12 protein-coding genes and 1 pseudogene are annotated in these 17050 nt (G+C 71.2%); 7 read left to right on the top strand and 6 right to left on the bottom strand.

Going from position 1 to position 17050, the window contains the following annotated elements; genetic code table 11:
* Positions 1–381 precede the first annotated feature (381 nt).
* On the top strand, positions 382–2097 hold the full coding sequence (locus AC1DWP_RS00150) for a glycoside hydrolase family 13 protein (protein WP_477612434.1): 1716 nt from the start codon (positions 382–384) through the stop codon (positions 2095–2097).
* A gap of 286 nt (positions 2098–2383) precedes the next feature.
* Positions 2384–2767, top strand: a complete 384-nt coding sequence (locus tag AC1DWP_RS00145) for a hypothetical protein (protein ID WP_477612433.1) — start codon at positions 2384–2386, stop codon at positions 2765–2767.
* Between the two features lie 37 nt (positions 2768–2804).
* Here AC1DWP_RS00145 and AC1DWP_RS00140 read toward each other — a convergent pair whose 3' ends face one another.
* Positions 2805–3506, bottom strand: a complete 702-nt coding sequence (locus AC1DWP_RS00140) for a GAF and ANTAR domain-containing protein (RefSeq protein ID WP_477612432.1) — start codon at positions 3504–3506, stop codon at positions 2805–2807.
* A gap of 178 nt (positions 3507–3684) precedes the next feature.
* Here AC1DWP_RS00140 and AC1DWP_RS00135 point away from each other — a divergent pair, with 178 nt between their 5' ends.
* Together AC1DWP_RS00135 and AC1DWP_RS00130 are read left to right on the top strand one after the other, a co-directional pair.
* Complete coding sequence (locus AC1DWP_RS00135; RefSeq protein ID WP_477612431.1) at positions 3685–4479, top strand: glycerophosphodiester phosphodiesterase family protein; 795 nt, start codon at positions 3685–3687, stop codon at positions 4477–4479.
* The gene (locus tag AC1DWP_RS00130) at positions 4476–5933 is read left to right on the top strand and encodes an MFS transporter (RefSeq protein ID WP_477612430.1); all 1458 of its coding nucleotides are present in this window, start codon (positions 4476–4478) and stop codon (positions 5931–5933) included. Before AC1DWP_RS00135 ends, AC1DWP_RS00130 begins: the two co-directional genes overlap by 4 nt.
* Here AC1DWP_RS00130 and AC1DWP_RS00125 read toward each other — a convergent pair.
* Positions 5915–6574, bottom strand: a complete 660-nt coding sequence (locus tag AC1DWP_RS00125; protein ID WP_477612429.1) for a DUF8185 domain-containing protein — start codon at positions 6572–6574, stop codon at positions 5915–5917. The two genes, AC1DWP_RS00130 and AC1DWP_RS00125, sit on opposite strands and share 19 nt — an antisense overlap.
* Positions 6574–7107 carry an acyl-CoA thioesterase gene (locus tag AC1DWP_RS00120; RefSeq protein WP_477612428.1) on the bottom strand — a complete coding sequence of 178 codons (534 nt, stop codon included), beginning with the start codon at positions 7105–7107 and terminating at the stop codon, positions 6574–6576. The genes AC1DWP_RS00125 and AC1DWP_RS00120 overlap by 1 nt, the downstream gene beginning before the upstream one ends.
* A gap of 48 nt (positions 7108–7155) precedes the next feature.
* Here AC1DWP_RS00120 and AC1DWP_RS00115 point away from each other — a divergent pair, with 48 nt between their 5' ends.
* Positions 7156–9309, top strand: coding sequence for a RecQ family ATP-dependent DNA helicase (locus AC1DWP_RS00115; protein ID WP_477612427.1), 2154 nt, complete (start codon positions 7156–7158; stop codon positions 9307–9309).
* 120 nt (positions 9310–9429) lie between these two features.
* Here the strand turns inward: AC1DWP_RS00115 and yczE are convergent.
* Positions 9430–9957 (bottom strand): annotated as a pseudogene (gene yczE / locus AC1DWP_RS00110) (membrane protein YczE); the annotation flags it as partial.
* 86 nt (positions 9958–10043) lie between these two features.
* Between yczE and yczR the strand changes: the two are divergent.
* The gene (gene yczR, locus AC1DWP_RS00105) at positions 10044–11495 is read left to right on the top strand and encodes a MocR-like transcription factor YczR (protein WP_477612426.1); all 1452 of its coding nucleotides are present in this window, start codon (positions 10044–10046) and stop codon (positions 11493–11495) included.
* Positions 11496–11661: 166 nt separating this feature from the next.
* Complete coding sequence (locus AC1DWP_RS00100; protein ID WP_477612425.1) at positions 11662–12615, top strand: acyl-CoA thioesterase; 954 nt, start codon at positions 11662–11664, stop codon at positions 12613–12615.
* 31 nt (positions 12616–12646) lie between these two features.
* Here the strand turns inward: AC1DWP_RS00100 and treZ are convergent, their stop codons facing one another.
* Positions 12647–14551, bottom strand: coding sequence for a malto-oligosyltrehalose trehalohydrolase (treZ, locus tag AC1DWP_RS00095; RefSeq protein ID WP_477612424.1), 1905 nt, complete (start codon positions 14549–14551; stop codon positions 12647–12649).
* Positions 14548–17034 carry a malto-oligosyltrehalose synthase gene (gene treY, locus AC1DWP_RS00090; RefSeq protein ID WP_477612423.1) on the bottom strand — a complete coding sequence of 829 codons (2487 nt, stop codon included), beginning with the start codon at positions 17032–17034 and terminating at the stop codon, positions 14548–14550. The genes treZ and treY overlap by 4 nt, the downstream gene beginning before the upstream one ends.
* Positions 17035–17050 lie beyond the last annotated feature (16 nt).

The raw sequence follows: 17050 nt of genomic DNA, 5'->3' as shown, positions 1-17050 counted from the left end.
CGGTATGCCACGCGGCCCAGCCACGCGGCATACCGGCTGATCACTCCCCGCGACCTGTTGCTCGCACGTCGTCATGAGGCGCCGATTCAGACCGCCCGTGACCAGAGCCGCGCAACAAGTCGCCCCGCACCCCGACCTGTTGCTCGCACGTCGTCATGAGGCGCCGATTCAGACCGCCCGTGACCAGAGCCGAGCAACAAGTCGCCCCGCCCCGAAGCCACGGCAATCCGGACGAATCGAGGTCACGTTCTCGATGGCGGTCACGCCCTGGCCTTCGGCGGCGGCATGCCGTCGGTCGTCGTCGACAACGTCGGTTTCGCAGTGCAAGACGGTGGAGGGCTGGTTTCCCCGAACGCCTTCTATGCGTCAGCATGGTTGACCGTGACGACGACCCTCTCCTCTGAATCCACCCGACCCGCACCCATCCACCCCGCTGCCTCGGCCGACGCGGCCTGGTGGCGCCATGCCGTGATCTACCAGATCTACCCGCGGTCCTGGGCCGACGCCGACGGCGACGGCATCGGCGACCTGCCCGGCGTGACCGCCCGGCTCGACTACCTCAAGGCGCTCGGCGTCGACGCGGTCTGGTTCAGCCCCTTCTACAAGTCCCCCCAGGCCGACGCCGGCTACGACGTGGCCGACTACCGCGACATCGACGGCTTGTTCGGCACCCTCGCGGACTCCGACGCCATGGTCGCGAAGGCCCACGAGCTCGGCCTCAAGGTGATCGTCGACCTCGTGCCCAACCACACCTCCGACGAGCACGAGTGGTTCAAGGCCGCCCTCGCCGCGGGTCCGGGCAGCCCCGAGCGCGACCGCTACATCTTCCGCGACGGACTGGGCGCCGACTGCAGCACTCCCCCGAACGACTGGCACTCCGTCTTCGGTGGCGACGGCTGGACCCGCATCACCGAGGCCGACGGCCAGCCCGGCCAGTGGTACCTCCACCTCTTCGACGTCAAGCAGCCCGACCTCAACTGGGACAACCCCGAGATCGGCGACGAGTTCGAGTCGATCCTGCGCTTCTGGCTCGACCGTGGCATCGACGGCTTCCGGGTCGACGTGGCGCACGGCCTCATCAAGGAGGAGGGCCTGCCCAACTACGACGCCGAGCTGCACATCCTCGACGGCGAGGTGAAGCCCGGCGCCCCGATGCCGCCCATGTGGGACCAGGACGCGGTCCACGACGTCTACCGTCGCTGGCACAAGGTGCTGGCCGAGTACGGCGAGCCCGACCGCATCCTCGTCGCCGAGGCCTGGGTCCGACCGCAGGAGCGCGCGGTGCGCTACGTCCGCCCGGACGAGATGCACCAGGCGTTCAACTTCGACTTCCTGCAGTCCCAGTGGCGCGCCGCGGACCTGCGTGAAGTCATCGAGTCCTCCCTCGCAGCAGCCGATTCCGTCGGTGCGCCCAGCACCTGGGTGCTGTCCAACCACGACGTGGTGCGGCACGCCTCGCGGCTCGGCCTGCCCGTCGGCAAGCGGCGTCCCAATGGCATCGGCGCCGAGGATCCGCAGCCCGACCGTGCGCTCGGCCTGAAGCGCGCCCGTGCCGCAACCCAGCTGATGCTGGCGCTGCCCGGCGGCGCCTACCTCTACCAGGCCGAGGAGCTCGGCCTGCCCGACTCGACCGACATGCCCGGGGCGTCGCGGCAGGACCCGACCTACCTGCGCTCTGGCGGCAAGGAGCTGGGTCGCGACGGATGCCGCGTGCCGATCCCCTGGGTGAAGGACGCTCCGTCCTTCGGCTTCGGGCCCTCCGACCAGACGTGGCTGCCGCAGCCGGAGATCTACGGCGAGTACGCCGTGGACCAGCAGGACGGCGTCGAGGGCTCGACCCTCGAGCTCTACCGGTCACTGCTGCGGACCCGCCGGGAGCGCGACCTCGGCACCGGCGGACTGGTCTTCGCCGAGGGTTTCGACGACGACGTGGTCGCCCTCGTCAACACCGGTCAGGGTGAGGACACCCTCGTGGTGGCCAACCTCGGCACCGAACCAGTAGCCCTCCCCGACGGCGCGTCGGTCCTCGTGGCCTCGGGTCCCCTCACCGACGACGGCCTGGTGCCCACGGACACCACGGTCTGGGCGGCGCTCTAGCAGCACGCTCCAGGAGGGGTATGCCGCGTGGTCACCACGCGGCATACCCCTCCTCCGCGTCCCGGTGCTGGTGCTGGTGCTGGTGCTGGTGGTGCTGGTGCTGGTGCTGGTGCTGGTGGTGATGGTGCAGTGCTGTCCCAATTGCGGTTTTTTGTCCCCAAAGGGTGCGCAGCCGCGCAGGTCAGCCTATGATCGGGAGGTCGTCGCCCGGGGCGGGGGACGACGAGACCACGACTGCTCTGGACCGCACGGCAGTGCCCTGTAGGCACGCCATGCGGAGGTAGCCGTGACCCAGCAGCTCGAGAACCACACCCAGTCCCAGGCCTCGTCCCAGGCCGACTCCGAGTCCGAGTCCCCGACCGACTCCCGGGCGCAGTCCCACACCGCACAGACCGAGCCCCAGCGCTCGCCCGCCCCGATACCGCCGGCCCGCCACCTGCCGTCCGAGACGGTGCGGGCGCTCGTCGCCCAGCTGACGGAGGCGGAGGACGTCCTGCGCAACCTGGAGCCGTTCGTGCCCCGAAACGGGCGACTCGTGGTGAACCCGGCGCGACAGCCCTGGATCGCGCGGGAGCGCGCGCTGGTCGCGGAGCTGAGGTCCCGGCGGACCGCCTGGCGGCGCGGCGACCTGCCGGGCCTGGTCATGACGCCCGGCAGCTCCAACAACTGATCAGCCCCTCGGACCAGAACCGCCGGGCTCGCTCGGGTCAGGGCCTCAGGCCGTCCTCGACCACCTGCGCCGCCACGGCGTGCAGCGGGGTGTTGTGGTTGCGCGCCCAGACGCGGATCCGCTGGAACGCCTCGTCCACGCTGACATGCGCCGCCTCGGCGAGCACGCCCTTGGCCTGCTCCAGCACGACCCGCGAGGTCAAGGCGCGGGAGAGCTGTTCCGACAGGTCCACCTGCTGCTGCAGCCGCGACGCGTTGGCGAGGTAGGCCGTGGCCATGTCAGCCATCGCCTGGGCCGCGGCGAGATCCTCGACGGACCAGTCACGTACATCGGCCGCGTAGAGATTCAGGGCACCGATTCCCTTGCCCTTCAACGTCATCGGGATCCCTGCCACGGCCTGGACCCCCAGGCCGAGGGCGACCTGGGCATAGTCGCCCCAGCGGTCCTCCGCGTCCCTGACGTCACCCATCGCGACCACGACCCCCGAGTAGCAGGAGTCGACGCAGGGCCCCCGCTGGAGCGACTCCTGCAGGCGCTCGAGCTTCGCTACGGGACCGGTCACGGCCGACACGAAGGACAACCGCCCGTCGACGTCGAGGGAGACGCCGCTGCCAGCCAGCCCCAGGACCTCGGTGACCCGCTCGGCGAGGTTCTGGAGCATGTCCTCCATGTCGTACTCGCTGACGAGGTCTGCAGTGAAGGCGGAGAGCGTCCGTAGGAGGTCGAGCTGGTCGTGCATGGTCAAATCCCCCCTCCGCCGTGCCCCGTCAGCACTGGCTGACAGCAAGTGTATTCCTGCAGGTCAGAGGCATGTGGGTGAACGCGGTGGGCAATTCCGCGGGCCACATTCACCCCGACGGGGGGCGAGGGTGGCATCCGGCACCACGACGATCACCACGTCCGGGAAGAATGGACCGGTGAGAGCAGCGGACTTTGCCTTCTTCGACGCACCGACGCCCATCGGACTGGCCCACCGCGGTGGCGCCAAGCTCCCGGCGAACCTGCACCTCGAGAACACCATGGCGGCCTTCCGCGAGGCCGTGCGAATGGGCTACCGCTACCTCGAGACCGACGTCCACGCGACGGCCGACGGCGTGCTGCTGGCATTCCACGACCTGCGGCTCGACCGGGTCACGGATCGGCACGGCCGGATCGCCGAACTTCCTTACGCAGCAGTGCAGTCCGCACGGATCAACGGGACCGAGACGATCCCGCTGCTGACCGACCTGCTGGAGGAGTTCCCCTCCGCCCGCCTCAACATCGACGTCAAGGCCCCGGGCGCCATTGAGCCCCTCGCCGAGGTGATCCACGCCCACGGCGCGATCGACCGGGTGTGTGTGGGCTCCTTCTCCGACCGTCGGCTGCGAGCCGTGCGTCGACTGCTCGGGCCCGGGCTCGCGACGGCGACGGGGCCGGCCGAGGTCGCCGCCCTCCGCCTGGCCCCGCAGCGGATCGCGGGCTGGCTGCGCTCCCCCGCCGCCGTCCTTCAGATCCCCACGGGGCACGTGGTCGGTGGTCGCCGACTCGACCTGGTGACCCCCGCGCTGGTCGAACGTGTCCACGCGATGGGCAAGCACGTGCACGTCTGGACCATCGATGACGCGACGGAGATGCACCGGTTGTTCGACCTCGGTGTCGACGGGATCGTGTCCGACCGCATCGACACCCTTGCCGAGGTGCTCGCCGAGCGCGGCGTACCGTTGAGCCGGTGACCAGCCCGACTCCGCACCCGTCGCACGGAGAGCTCGCAAGTGGGGGTGACACCAGGGGCGTTGGCCCGGGGTCGGACCAGGGCGAGCCCCGAGTGGGGGTGTTCCACCCGCGCTACCTGCTGCTGTCCATCTCGCTCCTTGCCCTGATCACCGTCATCGCGTTCGAGGGCATGGCGGTCTCGACCGCCATGCCGGACGCGGCCCGCGAGCTGGACGCCGTCCGGTCCTACGGACTCGCGTTCTCGGTGATGCTGACGACCCAGCTGCTGGGCATCGTCCTCGCCGGGGTGTGGTGCGACCGCTCCGGGCCGCTGCCGTCCCTCTTTGCCGGACAGGTGCTCTTCGCCGCCGGGTGCGCCCTCTGCGGCGGCTCACAGGCCTTCGGACCGTTCCTCGCCGGACGCGGTGTGGCAGGCCTCGGCGCCGGCCTCATCATCGTCGCGGGCTACGTCGTCATCGGGCGCGCCTATCCGGAGTCGTTGCGCCCCAAGGTGTTCAGCGTCATCTCGGCCGCGTGGGTCCTCCCCTCGCTGCTCGGTCCGCCGATCTCTGCGTGGGTCACCACCACGTGGTCGTGGCGCTGGGTGTTCTGGCTCGTGGTGCTCCCGGTCGTCGTGGCCCTCGTCATGGTCTTCGCCCGCCGAGGGCAGATCGCCAGCGCCAGCGAGGGGATCGACGGCTCCAGCCGCGACCGGCGAGAGCATGCGCGGGCAGCCTGGCTCGGGGTGCTGATAGCGGCCTCCGCAGGGGCCCTGCAATGGGGCACCCACGACCTCGACCTCAGCTGGTCGCCCAAGACCGTGGTCGCTCTCGTCGGCGTCCTCGGCATCGCCGGCATCGCGCCGCTGCTGCTCCCCGGGGGCACCTGGTTGATGCGTCGAGGACTGCCGTCGGTGATGCTGGCCCGGTTCCTCCTCACCTGCTCGTTCTTCGGCACCATCACGTACATCCCGCTGATGCTCGTCAACGAGCGCGGGCAGACCCTCGCCACTGCCGGCACGATCCTCGCCGTCGGCTCACTCGGCTGGTCCGCAGGGTCATGGGTCCAGGGCCGCGACCGCTGGGCCGGGCGCCGCCACGAGCTCGTGGTCGCCGGAGGTCTGCTGCTGACCGTGGGACTGCTCGGAGTCGTGGCCGTCACCCAGTTCGACTGGCACCCGTGGTTGGTCGCCCTGGCCCTGGTCGCGTGCGGACTCGGGATGGGCCTGGGCACCGCGAGCCTGTCCGTGCTCTCCCTCACGCTGACACCGGCGTCCGAACACGGCTCGACCTCCTCGTCGCTCCAGCTCGCCGACGTCCTGGGCTCGGTGCTCGGCATCGCTGCGGCCGGCGCGGTGTTCGCGGCCCGCCACACCGCCGCCGGCCAGGACGTACCGGTGTTCGTGACGATGTGGCTGGGACTCAGCGTCGTCGCGAGCCTCGTGGCGGTGGCCGGTCAGCGGATCAGGACGTGACCTGCGGGCGTCGACAGCCGCGTCCAGCGGCCCTGCGCCCACACCGTCACCTCTGAGTCCGGCGCCGCGGCATGAGCTGGCACCGGACCCTGGCTCGGCGCGACGAAGCCCAGCACGTATGCCGCGAACGCACCACCTGCGGGCACCGGCGGGGTCGTGCTCGTGAGCCGGCCCCACACCTGCTTGCGGAGGGCTGTCACCGCCGCTCCACCCGCGTCGGCGGGCGCACCGGAGGCGACCTCCTCTATGCCGTGGCGCGCCACGGCATACACCTCGTCGGCGGTGAGGGCACCCACGCGCTCCCAGCCGCCACGCGGTGGCGCCATCGCCGCCCAGGCGACGTTGACCGTCATGGGCGGGAGGGGCAGCGTCGTGCCGGATCCCCGTGCCAGCCGGTCACTGATCGCACTGAGGGCGACGGTGACGTCGACGTCGGCGGGCGCGGCCAGCGGCATGGCCCTCAGACCGATCACCACACCCTCGGCCATCAGGCCGCTGCCCGGCAGCACGCCGACGTAGGCAGCGAGGGTCTGGCCCTGGGCCTGCAGTCGGATCGCACCGTCTTCGTCGGCCGTCTTGGCGCGCGCGACATAGGTGCGCAGGTCGTCGATCCCCTGGAGGTCCGGGAAGGTCAGCTCCATCAGCGTCGTCGCCAGCGGAACGGGACGGGGCTGCCCGAGTGCTCCTCGAGCATGGCGCGCAGGGTCTGGTCCATCCTCCGCGGCGTGCTCGTCGTGAAGTCATAGAGGACGAGGGTGGTCTCGGCGCGCGCATAGATGATGTCGCCGTCCCCACCCTCGGTCGCGGCGCGGCCGTCGCGCACCTCGTAGGCCAGGTCGAAACCGGCACCGCCGATCTTGGTGGCCCACATCTCGACGACGATCGGGGGCACGCGGAAGAGGAGCGGTGCGAGGTACTCGATCTCGTGACGGGCCACGAGGATGCCCTCGTCGAGCACCGAGCGGTCCTGCCCGAACCAGTCCTCGAAGCCGATCACGCGGGCGTCCTCGAGCAACCGGAGGAACTGCACGTTGTTGACGTGGCCGTAGGCGTCCATGTCGCTCCAGCGCAACGGCACGTTGACCCGGTAGCGCGATGCCCGGGCGATGGTCTGTGCCGGCGCGTCGTCGGTGGCCTGCTGCGTGCCCTGGTGGGTGTCGTGGTCGGGGGCCATGTGGACATCCTCGCAGGGGTGTCAGGTCCGCGGCATACGGTGGTCGCCATGGAGACCACTGCAGACCTCGACCGGCGCGCTGAGCTCGGCGAGGACCCGGGCGCCGACCTGCGGGACTCCGCCACGAGCGTCCTGCGCCGGCTGGTGGGGCGCGACGACGCGCAGTTCCGCGACGGCCAGCTCGACGCGGTCGAGGCGCTGGTGGGCGGTCGGAGGCGCGTGCTCGTCGTGCAGCGGACGGGCTGGGGCAAGTCGGCGGTCTACTTCGTCTCCACGGCCCTGCGTCGGGCCGCCGGTGCCGGCCCGACCGTGATCGTCTCGCCCCTGCTCGCGCTGATGCGTGACCAGGTCGCGGCGGCCGGCCGGGCGGGGATCCGTGCGGTCACCATGAACTCTGCCAACGCCGAGGAGTGGGGGCAGGTCTCCGCGGCCCTCGCGGCCGACGAGGTGGACGTCCTCCTGGTCAGCCCCGAGCGACTCAACAACCCGCGGTTCCGCGACGAGCAGCTGCCCGACCTCGCCCGCCGCTGTGGCCTGCTCGTCGTCGACGAGGCACACTGCGTCTCCGACTGGGGCCACGACTTCCGTCCCGACTACCGCCGCATCCGCGACCTGCTCACCACCCTCCCGGCCGACACCCCCGTGCTCGCCACGACGGCCACCGCCAACGCCCGCGTCGTCACCGACGTCGTCGAGCAACTCGGGGCAGGCGGCCACGACGTGCTGACGCTGCGGGGCGGGCTCGCCCGCGACTCGCTGCGGCTCGGTGTCATGGCGCTGACCTCTCCCGAGCAGAGACTCGCCTGGCTCCTGGCCCACCTCGACTCTCTGCCCGGCAGCGGGATCGTCTACACCCTGACCGTCTCGGCCGCCGAGGACATCGCCGTGGCGCTGCGCGAGGCCGGCCACGAGGTTCGCGCCTACACCGGGCGCACCGACCCGGCCGACCGCGAGCGGCTCGAGGCGAGCCTGCGCGACAACCAGGTCAAGGCGCTCGTCGCGACGTCCGCACTGGGCATGGGCTTCGACAAGCCGGACCTCGGGTTCGTGCTCCACCTCGGTGCGCCGTCGTCACCGGTGGCCTACTACCAGCAGGTCGGTCGTGCCGGCCGCGCGACCGAGCGTGCCGACGTCCTGCTGCTGCCGGGCCCGGAGGACAAGGACATCTGGGCCTACTTCGCCTCGGCCTCGATGCCCCGCCAGGAGCAGGCCGACGCGGTGCTGACTGCCTTGGCCGAGTCGAGCAAGGCGCTGTCGACCGTGGCCCTCGAGTCGATCGTCGACATCCGTCGCACCCGGCTCGAGCTGCTGCTCAAGGTGCTCGACGTCGACGGCGCGGTCCAGCGGGTGCCCGGCGGGTGGACCTCGACCGGTCAGCCGTGGAGCTACGACGCCGAGCGCTATCAGCGAGTCACCGCCGCTCGTGTCCGGGAGCAGGACCTGATGGTGACCTACGAGCAGACAGCGGAGTGCCGGATGGCCTTCCTCCAGGAGTCGCTGGACGACGACTCCGCTGCGAGCTGCGGCCGCTGCGACTCGTGTGCCGGGGTCTGGTTCCCGACCGACATCCCGCAGACTGCGGTCACGACCGCCCGTGGGCGGCTGGAGCGTGCAGGCGTGGAGCTGGAGTCCCGCGCCCAGTGGCCGTCGGGAATGGACCGTCTCGGCGTGCCCGTCCGCGGCAAGATCAAGGCCGACGAGGCCATGGAGACCGGGCGCGCGGTGGCGCGGCTGACCGACCTCGGCTGGGGACAGCAGCTGCGCAGCCTGCTGAGGGCCCCCGATGCCGAGGTGCCGCCCGAGCTCTTGCGTGCCTGCGTGCCGATCCTGCGCGACTGGGGGTGGACACAGCGTCCCGTGGCCGTCGCCATGGTGCCCTCACGCACCAGGCCACAGCTCGTGGAGTCGCTGGCCAGGGGCATCGCCGAGCTGGGCCGCATGCAGTGGCTCGGCGCCCTCGACCCGGTGGACGGTGGTCCGGTCGGCGAAGCGGGTGGCAACAGCGCGTTCCGGCTCGCCGGTGTCTGGGGCCGTCTGGAGGTCGGCCCCGAGCAGGCGTCAGCGCTGCGCGGGCTCGACGGCCCCGTCCTGCTCGTCGACGACGTCGCCAACTCGCGCTGGACCCTCACCGTCGCCGCTGCCGCCCTGCGTCGCGCCGGCGCCGCTGGCGTGCTGCCCTTCGTTCTGGCCCTCGACGCCTGAGCCGGCGCTGCCACCCGGCAGCCGGCCGGTGCGCGGCGAGTCCAACGGCACGGTGAAGATCGGCAGGAACACCTGCACCACGGGTCCGATCAACACGGCATACAGGATCGTGCCGAGGCCGACGACACCGCCCATGAGCCAGCCCACGACCAGCACGGTGACCTCGATGCTGGTGCGCACCAACCTGAAACTGCGTCCGGTGCGTCGCACCAAGCCCGTCATCAGGCCGTCCCGCGGGCCGGGACCGAACTGGCTGCCGATGTACAGCGCGCCCGCCAGGCCGTTGGACACGATCCCCCCGAGCAGCAGCGCCACCCGGACAGGCATGGCGCGACGCGCATCGAGCAGAGCGAGCGTGGCGTCGGTCGCCAGGCCGATCACGATGACGTTGGCCACCGTGCCGAGGCCCGGCCACTGGCGAAGCGGGATCCACAACAGCAACACGGCCACGCCCACGATGATCGTCACGGTGCCGAAGCTGACGGGCAGGTGCTGGGCGATCCCGTAGTGGAAGACGTCCCACGGGTCGAGCCCCAGCCCTGACCGGACCATCATGCCCATCGAGACCCCGTAGAGCGTCAGGCCGACGGCGAGCTGGAGTAGTCGCCGGGTGGTCCGCCCGGCGCGCAGCTGCTCCACCGGTGTCATCGAGGCCAGGCTGGTTCGGGTCATGCACCCAAGATTGGACTTGATTGGTCTGTTCTTCCATATCCAATTGTGCAAAAGTGGTCTGCATGGTGGCACGAAGCATCTCAGCGTCCCGGCTGGTCCCCATGCTCGGCGCAGCTCTGGAGACGACCCCGGCCTACCGCGGCCTCGCCGACGCCGTCCGGCTGCTCGTCGCCGATGGTCGAGTCCCGGTCGGGACCCGGCTACCCAGCGAGCGCGACCTCACCAGCGCCCTCGGCGTGAGCCGCACCACCGTCAGCCGTGCGTATGCCGAGCTGCGCGACCGCGGCTACCTGGCCTCCCGCCAGGGCTCCGGGAGCGTCGCGGCCCTACCGGGGGAGACGTCTGGCCGGCGCCAGGGCACCGCACTGCACCCCACCTCGGACCAGCTCGTCGGTGATGTCGTCGACCTGACCTGCGCCTCCATGAGCGCCCCGGGCGGGACGGTGGCGGCCTACGAGCGCGCCATGCTCGAACTGCCTCGCTACCTCGCCGGCACGGGATACCACCCGCTGGGCCTGACCAGCCTGCGTGAAGCCCTGGCCGACCGCTTCACGGAGCGGGGGCTGGCAACCACCCCCGACCAGATCATGGTGACCAGCGGAGCGCTGGCCGGTCTGGCAGTTGCCGCCCGGGCCCTGCTCTCGCCCGGCGACCGGGTGCTGTTGGAGAGCCCGACCTACCCCAACGCCATCGACACGCTGCGTCGCTCGGGCGCACGTCCCGTTGCCCTGCCGCTCGATCGTGACGGCTGGGACGTGGATGCGGCCGATGCCGCGTTGCGGCAGACCGCTCCCCGGGCGGCCTACCTGATCCCCGACTTCCACAACCCCACCGGCGCCCTCATGCCTGATGCGCAGCGAGCCGACCTGGCCGGCGCGCTGGCCAGCACGCACACGGTCGGCATCGTCGACGAGACGCTCGTCGACCTGGCCCACGACCCCAGCCTGGTCATGCCACGGCCGCTCGCGGCACACCACCCACGCACGGTCACGCTGGGCGGCGCGAGCAAGTCCTTCTGGGGTGGCCTGCGCGTCGGCTGGATCCGCGCGCCGCGTGAGCTGATGGCGACCCTGGTGAGCGCGAGGTTGACCCTCGACCTGGGGGCCCCGGTTCTCGAACAGCTGGTGCTGACCGACCTGTTGGCCCACCGTGAGCAGATCATCACCGAGCGGCGCGCTGCCATTGTGTCCAGTCGGGACGCGCTCGTGGACGCACTGCGAAATCGCCTGCCGCAGTGGCGTTTCCGCATGCCGGAGGGAGGGCTGTGCCTGTGGGTGGAACTGCCGGATGCACTGTCCACTCCCCTGTGTGCTGCGGCCGACCAGCGCGGCGTCGTCCTGGCACCGGGCGCTCAGTTCGCCGTCGAGGGCGGCATGGAACGCTTCGTCCGACTGCCTTTCACCGGGCACTCGCCCGAGGTCGTCGACGAGGCCGTCGAACGCCTCGCACTGGCCTGGGCGGACGCCCAGTCAGCCCGTCCCTCGCGTCACGGCCGGTCACCGCTGGTTGCCTGAGCGGTCACCGCTCGTCGCGTGAGCGGTCACCGCTGGTTGCCTGAGCGGTCACCGCTGGTTGCCTGAGCGGTCACCGCTCGTCGCGTGAGCGGTCACCGCCGCCGGCATGAGCAGGGGCCTTCGGTCTGCTGAGTGAGCGGGTGGGCGGCCCCGCTAGGGTCGGTGCGTGACCGACGAGAGCTCCCCCGACTTCGACCCGCTGGCTGACCTGCTCGACACCCTCGACCTCGAGGAGCTGGGTACCGCCCGGATCACCGTCGAAGGGGTCGGGGACCGGGCCGACTTCGGCGAGTCAGGTGCCACGGTCTTCCTCGGGCGCAGCCAGAGGATGCCGCACGGCCGGGTGTTCGGCGGGCAGGTGCTCGCGCAGTGCGTCATGGCCGCCGGTCGGACGATGCAGGACATCGACGACGGCGACGGGGCGCGGCGGATCCACTCGTTGCACGGCTACTTCATGCGCCCGGGCGACGACACCAAGCCGATCCGGTTCGCCGTCGAGCGGATGCGCGACGGCAACTCGTTCTCCACGCGGCGGGTGCACGCGATCCAGGACGGCCTGCCCATCCTGTCGATGATCACCTCCTTCCAGGAGGAGTCCGGCGGACTGGACCACCAGGACCCGATGCCCGAGGTCCCGGGCCCCGACCAGCTGCGATCCCTGGCCGACGAGTTCGGCGGGATCGACCACCCGGGCGCCCGTCACCTCACCAAGCGCCCCATCGAGCACCGCCACGTCGAGAACAACCTGTTCGTCGCTCCCGGTCCGGAGCAGGTGGCCCACCAGAGTGTCTGGATGAAGGCCCTGGGCAGGCTGCCCGACGACCCACTGGTGCACGCCGCTGTTCTCGCCTACGCCTCCGACTACACCCTGCTGGAGCCGGTCATCCGTCGACACGGACTGACGTGGACCGACCGGCGCCTGCGACCGGCGAGCCTCGACCACGCCATGTGGTTCCACCGTCCGGTGCACGCCGACGAGTGGATCCTCTACAGCCAGGAGTCGCCCTCCGCCTCCGGCGGACGCGGTCTGGGCATCGGGCGGATGTTCGCGGCCGACGGCACCCTCGTGGCCACCGTGGCGCAAGAAGGCATGGTCCGGGTCAAGGAGTCCTCGTCCTGAGAGGTTGGGTGGCCCACGACCTCCCCGTCGGCTAGCCCAAGGTCGGCTGACCCATCCGGACGACCGCCGCGGTGAAGGGCGGCAGGTGCACGCCATCGCCGCGCAACCGGGTCTGCCCAGGCTCCCAGGCGAGCACAACGCTCTCCGGCTCGGCGTCGAGGGGCACCGTCCAGCGCGACTCCCCGAGGTTCACGACGATGCGGAACGCGCCACGCCGCATGACCAGCCACCCGTCGCTCTCGTCGAAGTCGACCTCGACCTCGTCGAGCCGCCCGTTGTTGAGGTCGAACTCCATGCGTCGCAACGAGATCAGGTCGCGATACCACGCAAGCATCCGCGCGTTGTCCTCTCCCCTGAGCTCGGCCCAGCTCAGGTGCGAGCGGCGGAAGGTCTGCTCGTCCTGCGGGTCCGGGACGTCGTCGGCCGCCCACCCGTGGGCCTCGAACTCGCGTCGCCGGCCCTGGGTCACGGCGACCTTCATCGCGGGGTCGTCGAAGTCGGTGAAGAACTGGAACGGCGTCCGCGCCGCCCACTCCTCCCCCATGAAGACCATCGGGGTGAAGGGTCCGGTGAGGTAGAGGGCCGCGCCGATCGCCTGTCGGCCGGGGGTGACGAGGGCGGAGATGCGGTCGCCCAGCGCCCGGTTGCCCACCTGGTCGTGGGTCTGCAGGTAGGCCAGGAACCGCCGCCCGTCCAGTCGTGCGCGGTCGACGGGGGCGCCCCAGTCAGCCTCGCGGAAGCTCGACCAGCTGCCGTCGTGCAGGAAGGCCCTGCTCAAGGTCTTGGCGAGGACCGCGAGCGGCCCCCCGTCGGGCAGCGCCGGACAGTGCCCGGCGAAGTCGGCGTAGTAGCCCTGCGTCTCGCCGGTCAGGGTGACGTGCAGGGCGTGGTGCACGTCGTCGTCCCACTGCGCGTCCATGCCGTGCCCGCCTTCGCCCGTGGGCGTGACGGTCCGGGGGTCGTTGAGGTCGCTCTCGGCGATCAGGTCGAGCGGGCGTCCCAGTCGCGCACTCAGCGCCGCCACCTCGTCGGCGAGCTGCGCGAGGACGTGTCGACCGGAGTCATCGTGCAGCTCGTGCACGGCATCGAGCCGCAGTGCGTCCACGTGGAAGTCGCCGAACCAGCGCAGCGCGTTGTCGACGATCCAGCGCCGAACGTGCAGGCTGTCCGTGCCGTCGAGGTTGAGTCCGTCGCCCCACGGTGTCGGATGGGTGCCGGAGAAGTACGGCCCGAACCGGGACAGGTAGTTCCCCACCGGCCCCAGGTGGTTGTAGACCACGTCGAGGCAGACGCCCAGCCCCAGGCGGTGGCAGGCATCGACGAACCGCTGGAGAGCCGCCGGGCCGCCGTACGCCGCGTCGACGGCCCACGGCCCGACGCCGTCGTAGCCCCAGTTCCAGCGCCCCGGCCACGACGCCACCGGCATCAGCTCGACCACGTCGACACCGAGGTCCACCAGGTGCTGCAGCCGGTGTTGCGCCGCATCGAGGGTGCCCTCGGGGGTGAAGGTCCCCACGTGCAGCTCGTAGACGACCCCGCCGAGCACACCCTCGCCCTGTTGCGGTCCAGCCCAGGTGGCGTCCCGCCAGGTGTGCGCCGTGGCATCGAAGTAGCGGCTCTCTGCGTGCACGCCATGCGGCTGCCATGCGGACCGCGGGTCCGGGGTCACCGGACCGCCGTCGAGCCGGAAGCCATAGTCGAGGACGGGGTATGCCGCCGTCCCCGGCCCCACGGTGGACGGCACCTTCGCTGGCGCCTGCCAGCGCCACCAGCCGTCCCCCTTGGCCTCCATGGCCGAGCGCTCGGCCGCGGCGTCGTCGAGAGCCCACTCCACCTCTACCGTGTGGGCGTGGGGAGCCCAGACCGTGAGCTCGGGCCCTGGCAGGAGCGTCGTGACTGTCTCCGCCGTGTTCATCTCAATGTCAGCCGTCTTCATCGCGGGTCAAGGCTGTCATGCCGTACGAACAAGGCAACCGGAAGGGCACGCAGCACGCCCGCGAGCTCCATCTCGCCGTGCACCGGTCGTCCGGGGCCGTCGGCGTCGAGCAGGTCGACCCAGCTGCCCTCGGGCAGCGTGATCGTCGCCTGGCCCCACCCGCCGTCGGACCGCAGCCGCGCACTGAGTCGGGTCGCCACGGCCACCACCTCCACCCCGTCCGCATCGCCACGACCCACTGCCAGGGCGTGCTCGTTCGACGTGGGGACGGCGGCATACGTGGCCTGACCGCCCGTGAACCACTCGGGGTGGTCACGCCGCAGCCGCAGCGCGCGCGAGGTGACGAGCAGCTTCTCGTCGTCGACGTCGCCCGGGGCCTCGCGGGCGTCGAGCCGGGCGAGCCGGGCGCGACGCGAGGCGTAGTCGACGGGACGACGGTTGTCGGGGTCGACGAGCGAGAGGTCGACGAGCTCGGTGCCCTGGTAGACGTCCGGGACGCCCGGGACGACGAGCTGGAGCAGCTTCTGTCCCAGCGTGGTCGCGCGGGCAGCGTCCGCGGTCAGCTCCACCCACTCCGCGAGGTGGTCGGTGAGAGCCGGCTCCGTCGTCAGTGCCTCGACGAACGCCGCCACGTCTGCCTCGTAGCCGGCGTCGGGCTCGGTCCAGGTCGTGTGCTGCTTGGCCTCGCGCACCGCCTTGGTGGCGTAGGCCTTCAGCCGGTCGGTGCTGATCGGCCACGCGCCCACGGCGGTCTGCCAGAGCAGGTACTCGGTGGGCGCGTCGAGCCGGGATCCTCGGTGGGGAGCGGCCAGGTCACGGGCCGCGCTCACCCACTGGGCCCACTCCTGCGGCACCTCGGAGATGACGGACAGCCTGGCTCGCACGTCTTCGGAACGCTTGGTGTCGTGGGTCGACAACGTCGTCATCGTCGTCGGCCAGGTGGCGAGCTGCCGGGCGGCGAAGGCATGCAGCTCGCCCGGGGCGAGGCCGAGGCGGCCGGGGTCCCCGCCCACCTCGTTGAGCCCCGTGAGGCGGGCGAAGCGGTAGAACGCGGTGTCCTCGATGCCCTTGGCCATCACCGGTCCGCAGGTCTGCTGGAACCGCACGACGAACTCGCGCTGGGCACCGCGGGTGTCGACCTGCGCACCGGGCAGGTGCCCTCCGGACGCGAGCTGGGCCACCATCGCCAACGCGTCGCGGTCCTCCTCCGAGACCAGCTCGGCTGCCCGGGCCTCGGCGTGAGCCAGCACTGCGAGCTGTTCGGGATCCGGCTCGGCCCCGGGGGCGAGGTAGGCCCGATAGCGATCCATCGACACGAGCAGGGCCTCGAGTCCACGTCGCAGGGCAGCCTGGTCCTCACCGACGAGGACCCGGCCGACGAGTCGCATCAGCCGGTTGACCTCTGCCTGCTGCACCTGGGCGACGACCTGTCGCTTCGCGGTGTGGACCACCGCCTCGAGGTCCTGCTGCTCCCCCACGAGCTCGGTGAGCAGGTCGGTCAGTGGCTGCTCGCCCGCAGGGTCGACGAAGACCTGCTGGACGCGCAGCATCGTGTCGTAACCGGTCGTGCCCGCGCAGCGCCAGTCGTCGGGCAGCTGCTCGTGTCCCTCGAGGATCTTTTCGGCGACGACCCAGGCGTCCCCGGTCGCGTCCGCGAGCCGGGCGAGGTAGCCGCCGGGATCTGCCAGCCCGTCGGGGTGGTCGATCCTGAAGCCGTCGATGGTGCCGGCCCGGAACTCTTCGAGCAACAGGCGGTGGGTGTGGTCGAACACGTCTTCGACCTCGACCCGAACGGCAGCCAGGGTCGTCACGTCGAAGAAGCGACGGTAGTTGAGCCGGCTCCCACCCTCGTGCCAGTCGCAGAGTCGATAGCGCTGGGCAGCCACGAGCTCCGGCAGGTCGAGCCCCTCGGTCCCGGTTCGCACGGGGAACTCGTGGTCGAAGTAGCGCAGCACGGTCTCGTTGCCGTGGGGGCCTCCCCCGGACTCGAGGGCGAGCTCGCCCGCGGCGAGGACCGACTCCAGTGGCTGTCCGAGGACCGGAACGAGCACCCGACCGTCTTCGGCCTCCCAGTCCACGTCGAACCAGTGGGCGTGGTCCGACTCGCGGCCGTCGCGGAGCAGGAACCACCACGGATGGTTGAGCGAGGCCGGGGTCGGGGTCGTCATGTGGTTGGGCACCACGTCGACGACGGTCCCCAGCCCCGCCTGCCGGAGGGCGCCCGTCAGCAGGTCGAAGCCCTCCGACCCACCGGCCTCCTCGTTGAGGAACTCGTGACTCACCACGTCATAGCCGTGCGCCGATCCTGGCGCCGGCGCCAGGATCGGCGACAGGTAGGCGTGTGATACCCCCAGTGCCGCAAGGTAGTCGGCCTGGTCGGCAGCATCGCCGAAGGTGAACTCAGGCTGGACCTGCAGCCGGTAGGTCGAGGACGGCACGACCCGCCCGGGTCCCGGTCGGTGCGGCGCGGCACCACTCGGCATACGTGTCTGCCTTTCG

It is taken from the genome of Pedococcus sp. P2_F6 (assembly GCF_056403675.1).
Note: the sequence above shows the minus strand (reverse complement) of the source record. Positions and strands in the feature narration are given on the sequence as shown.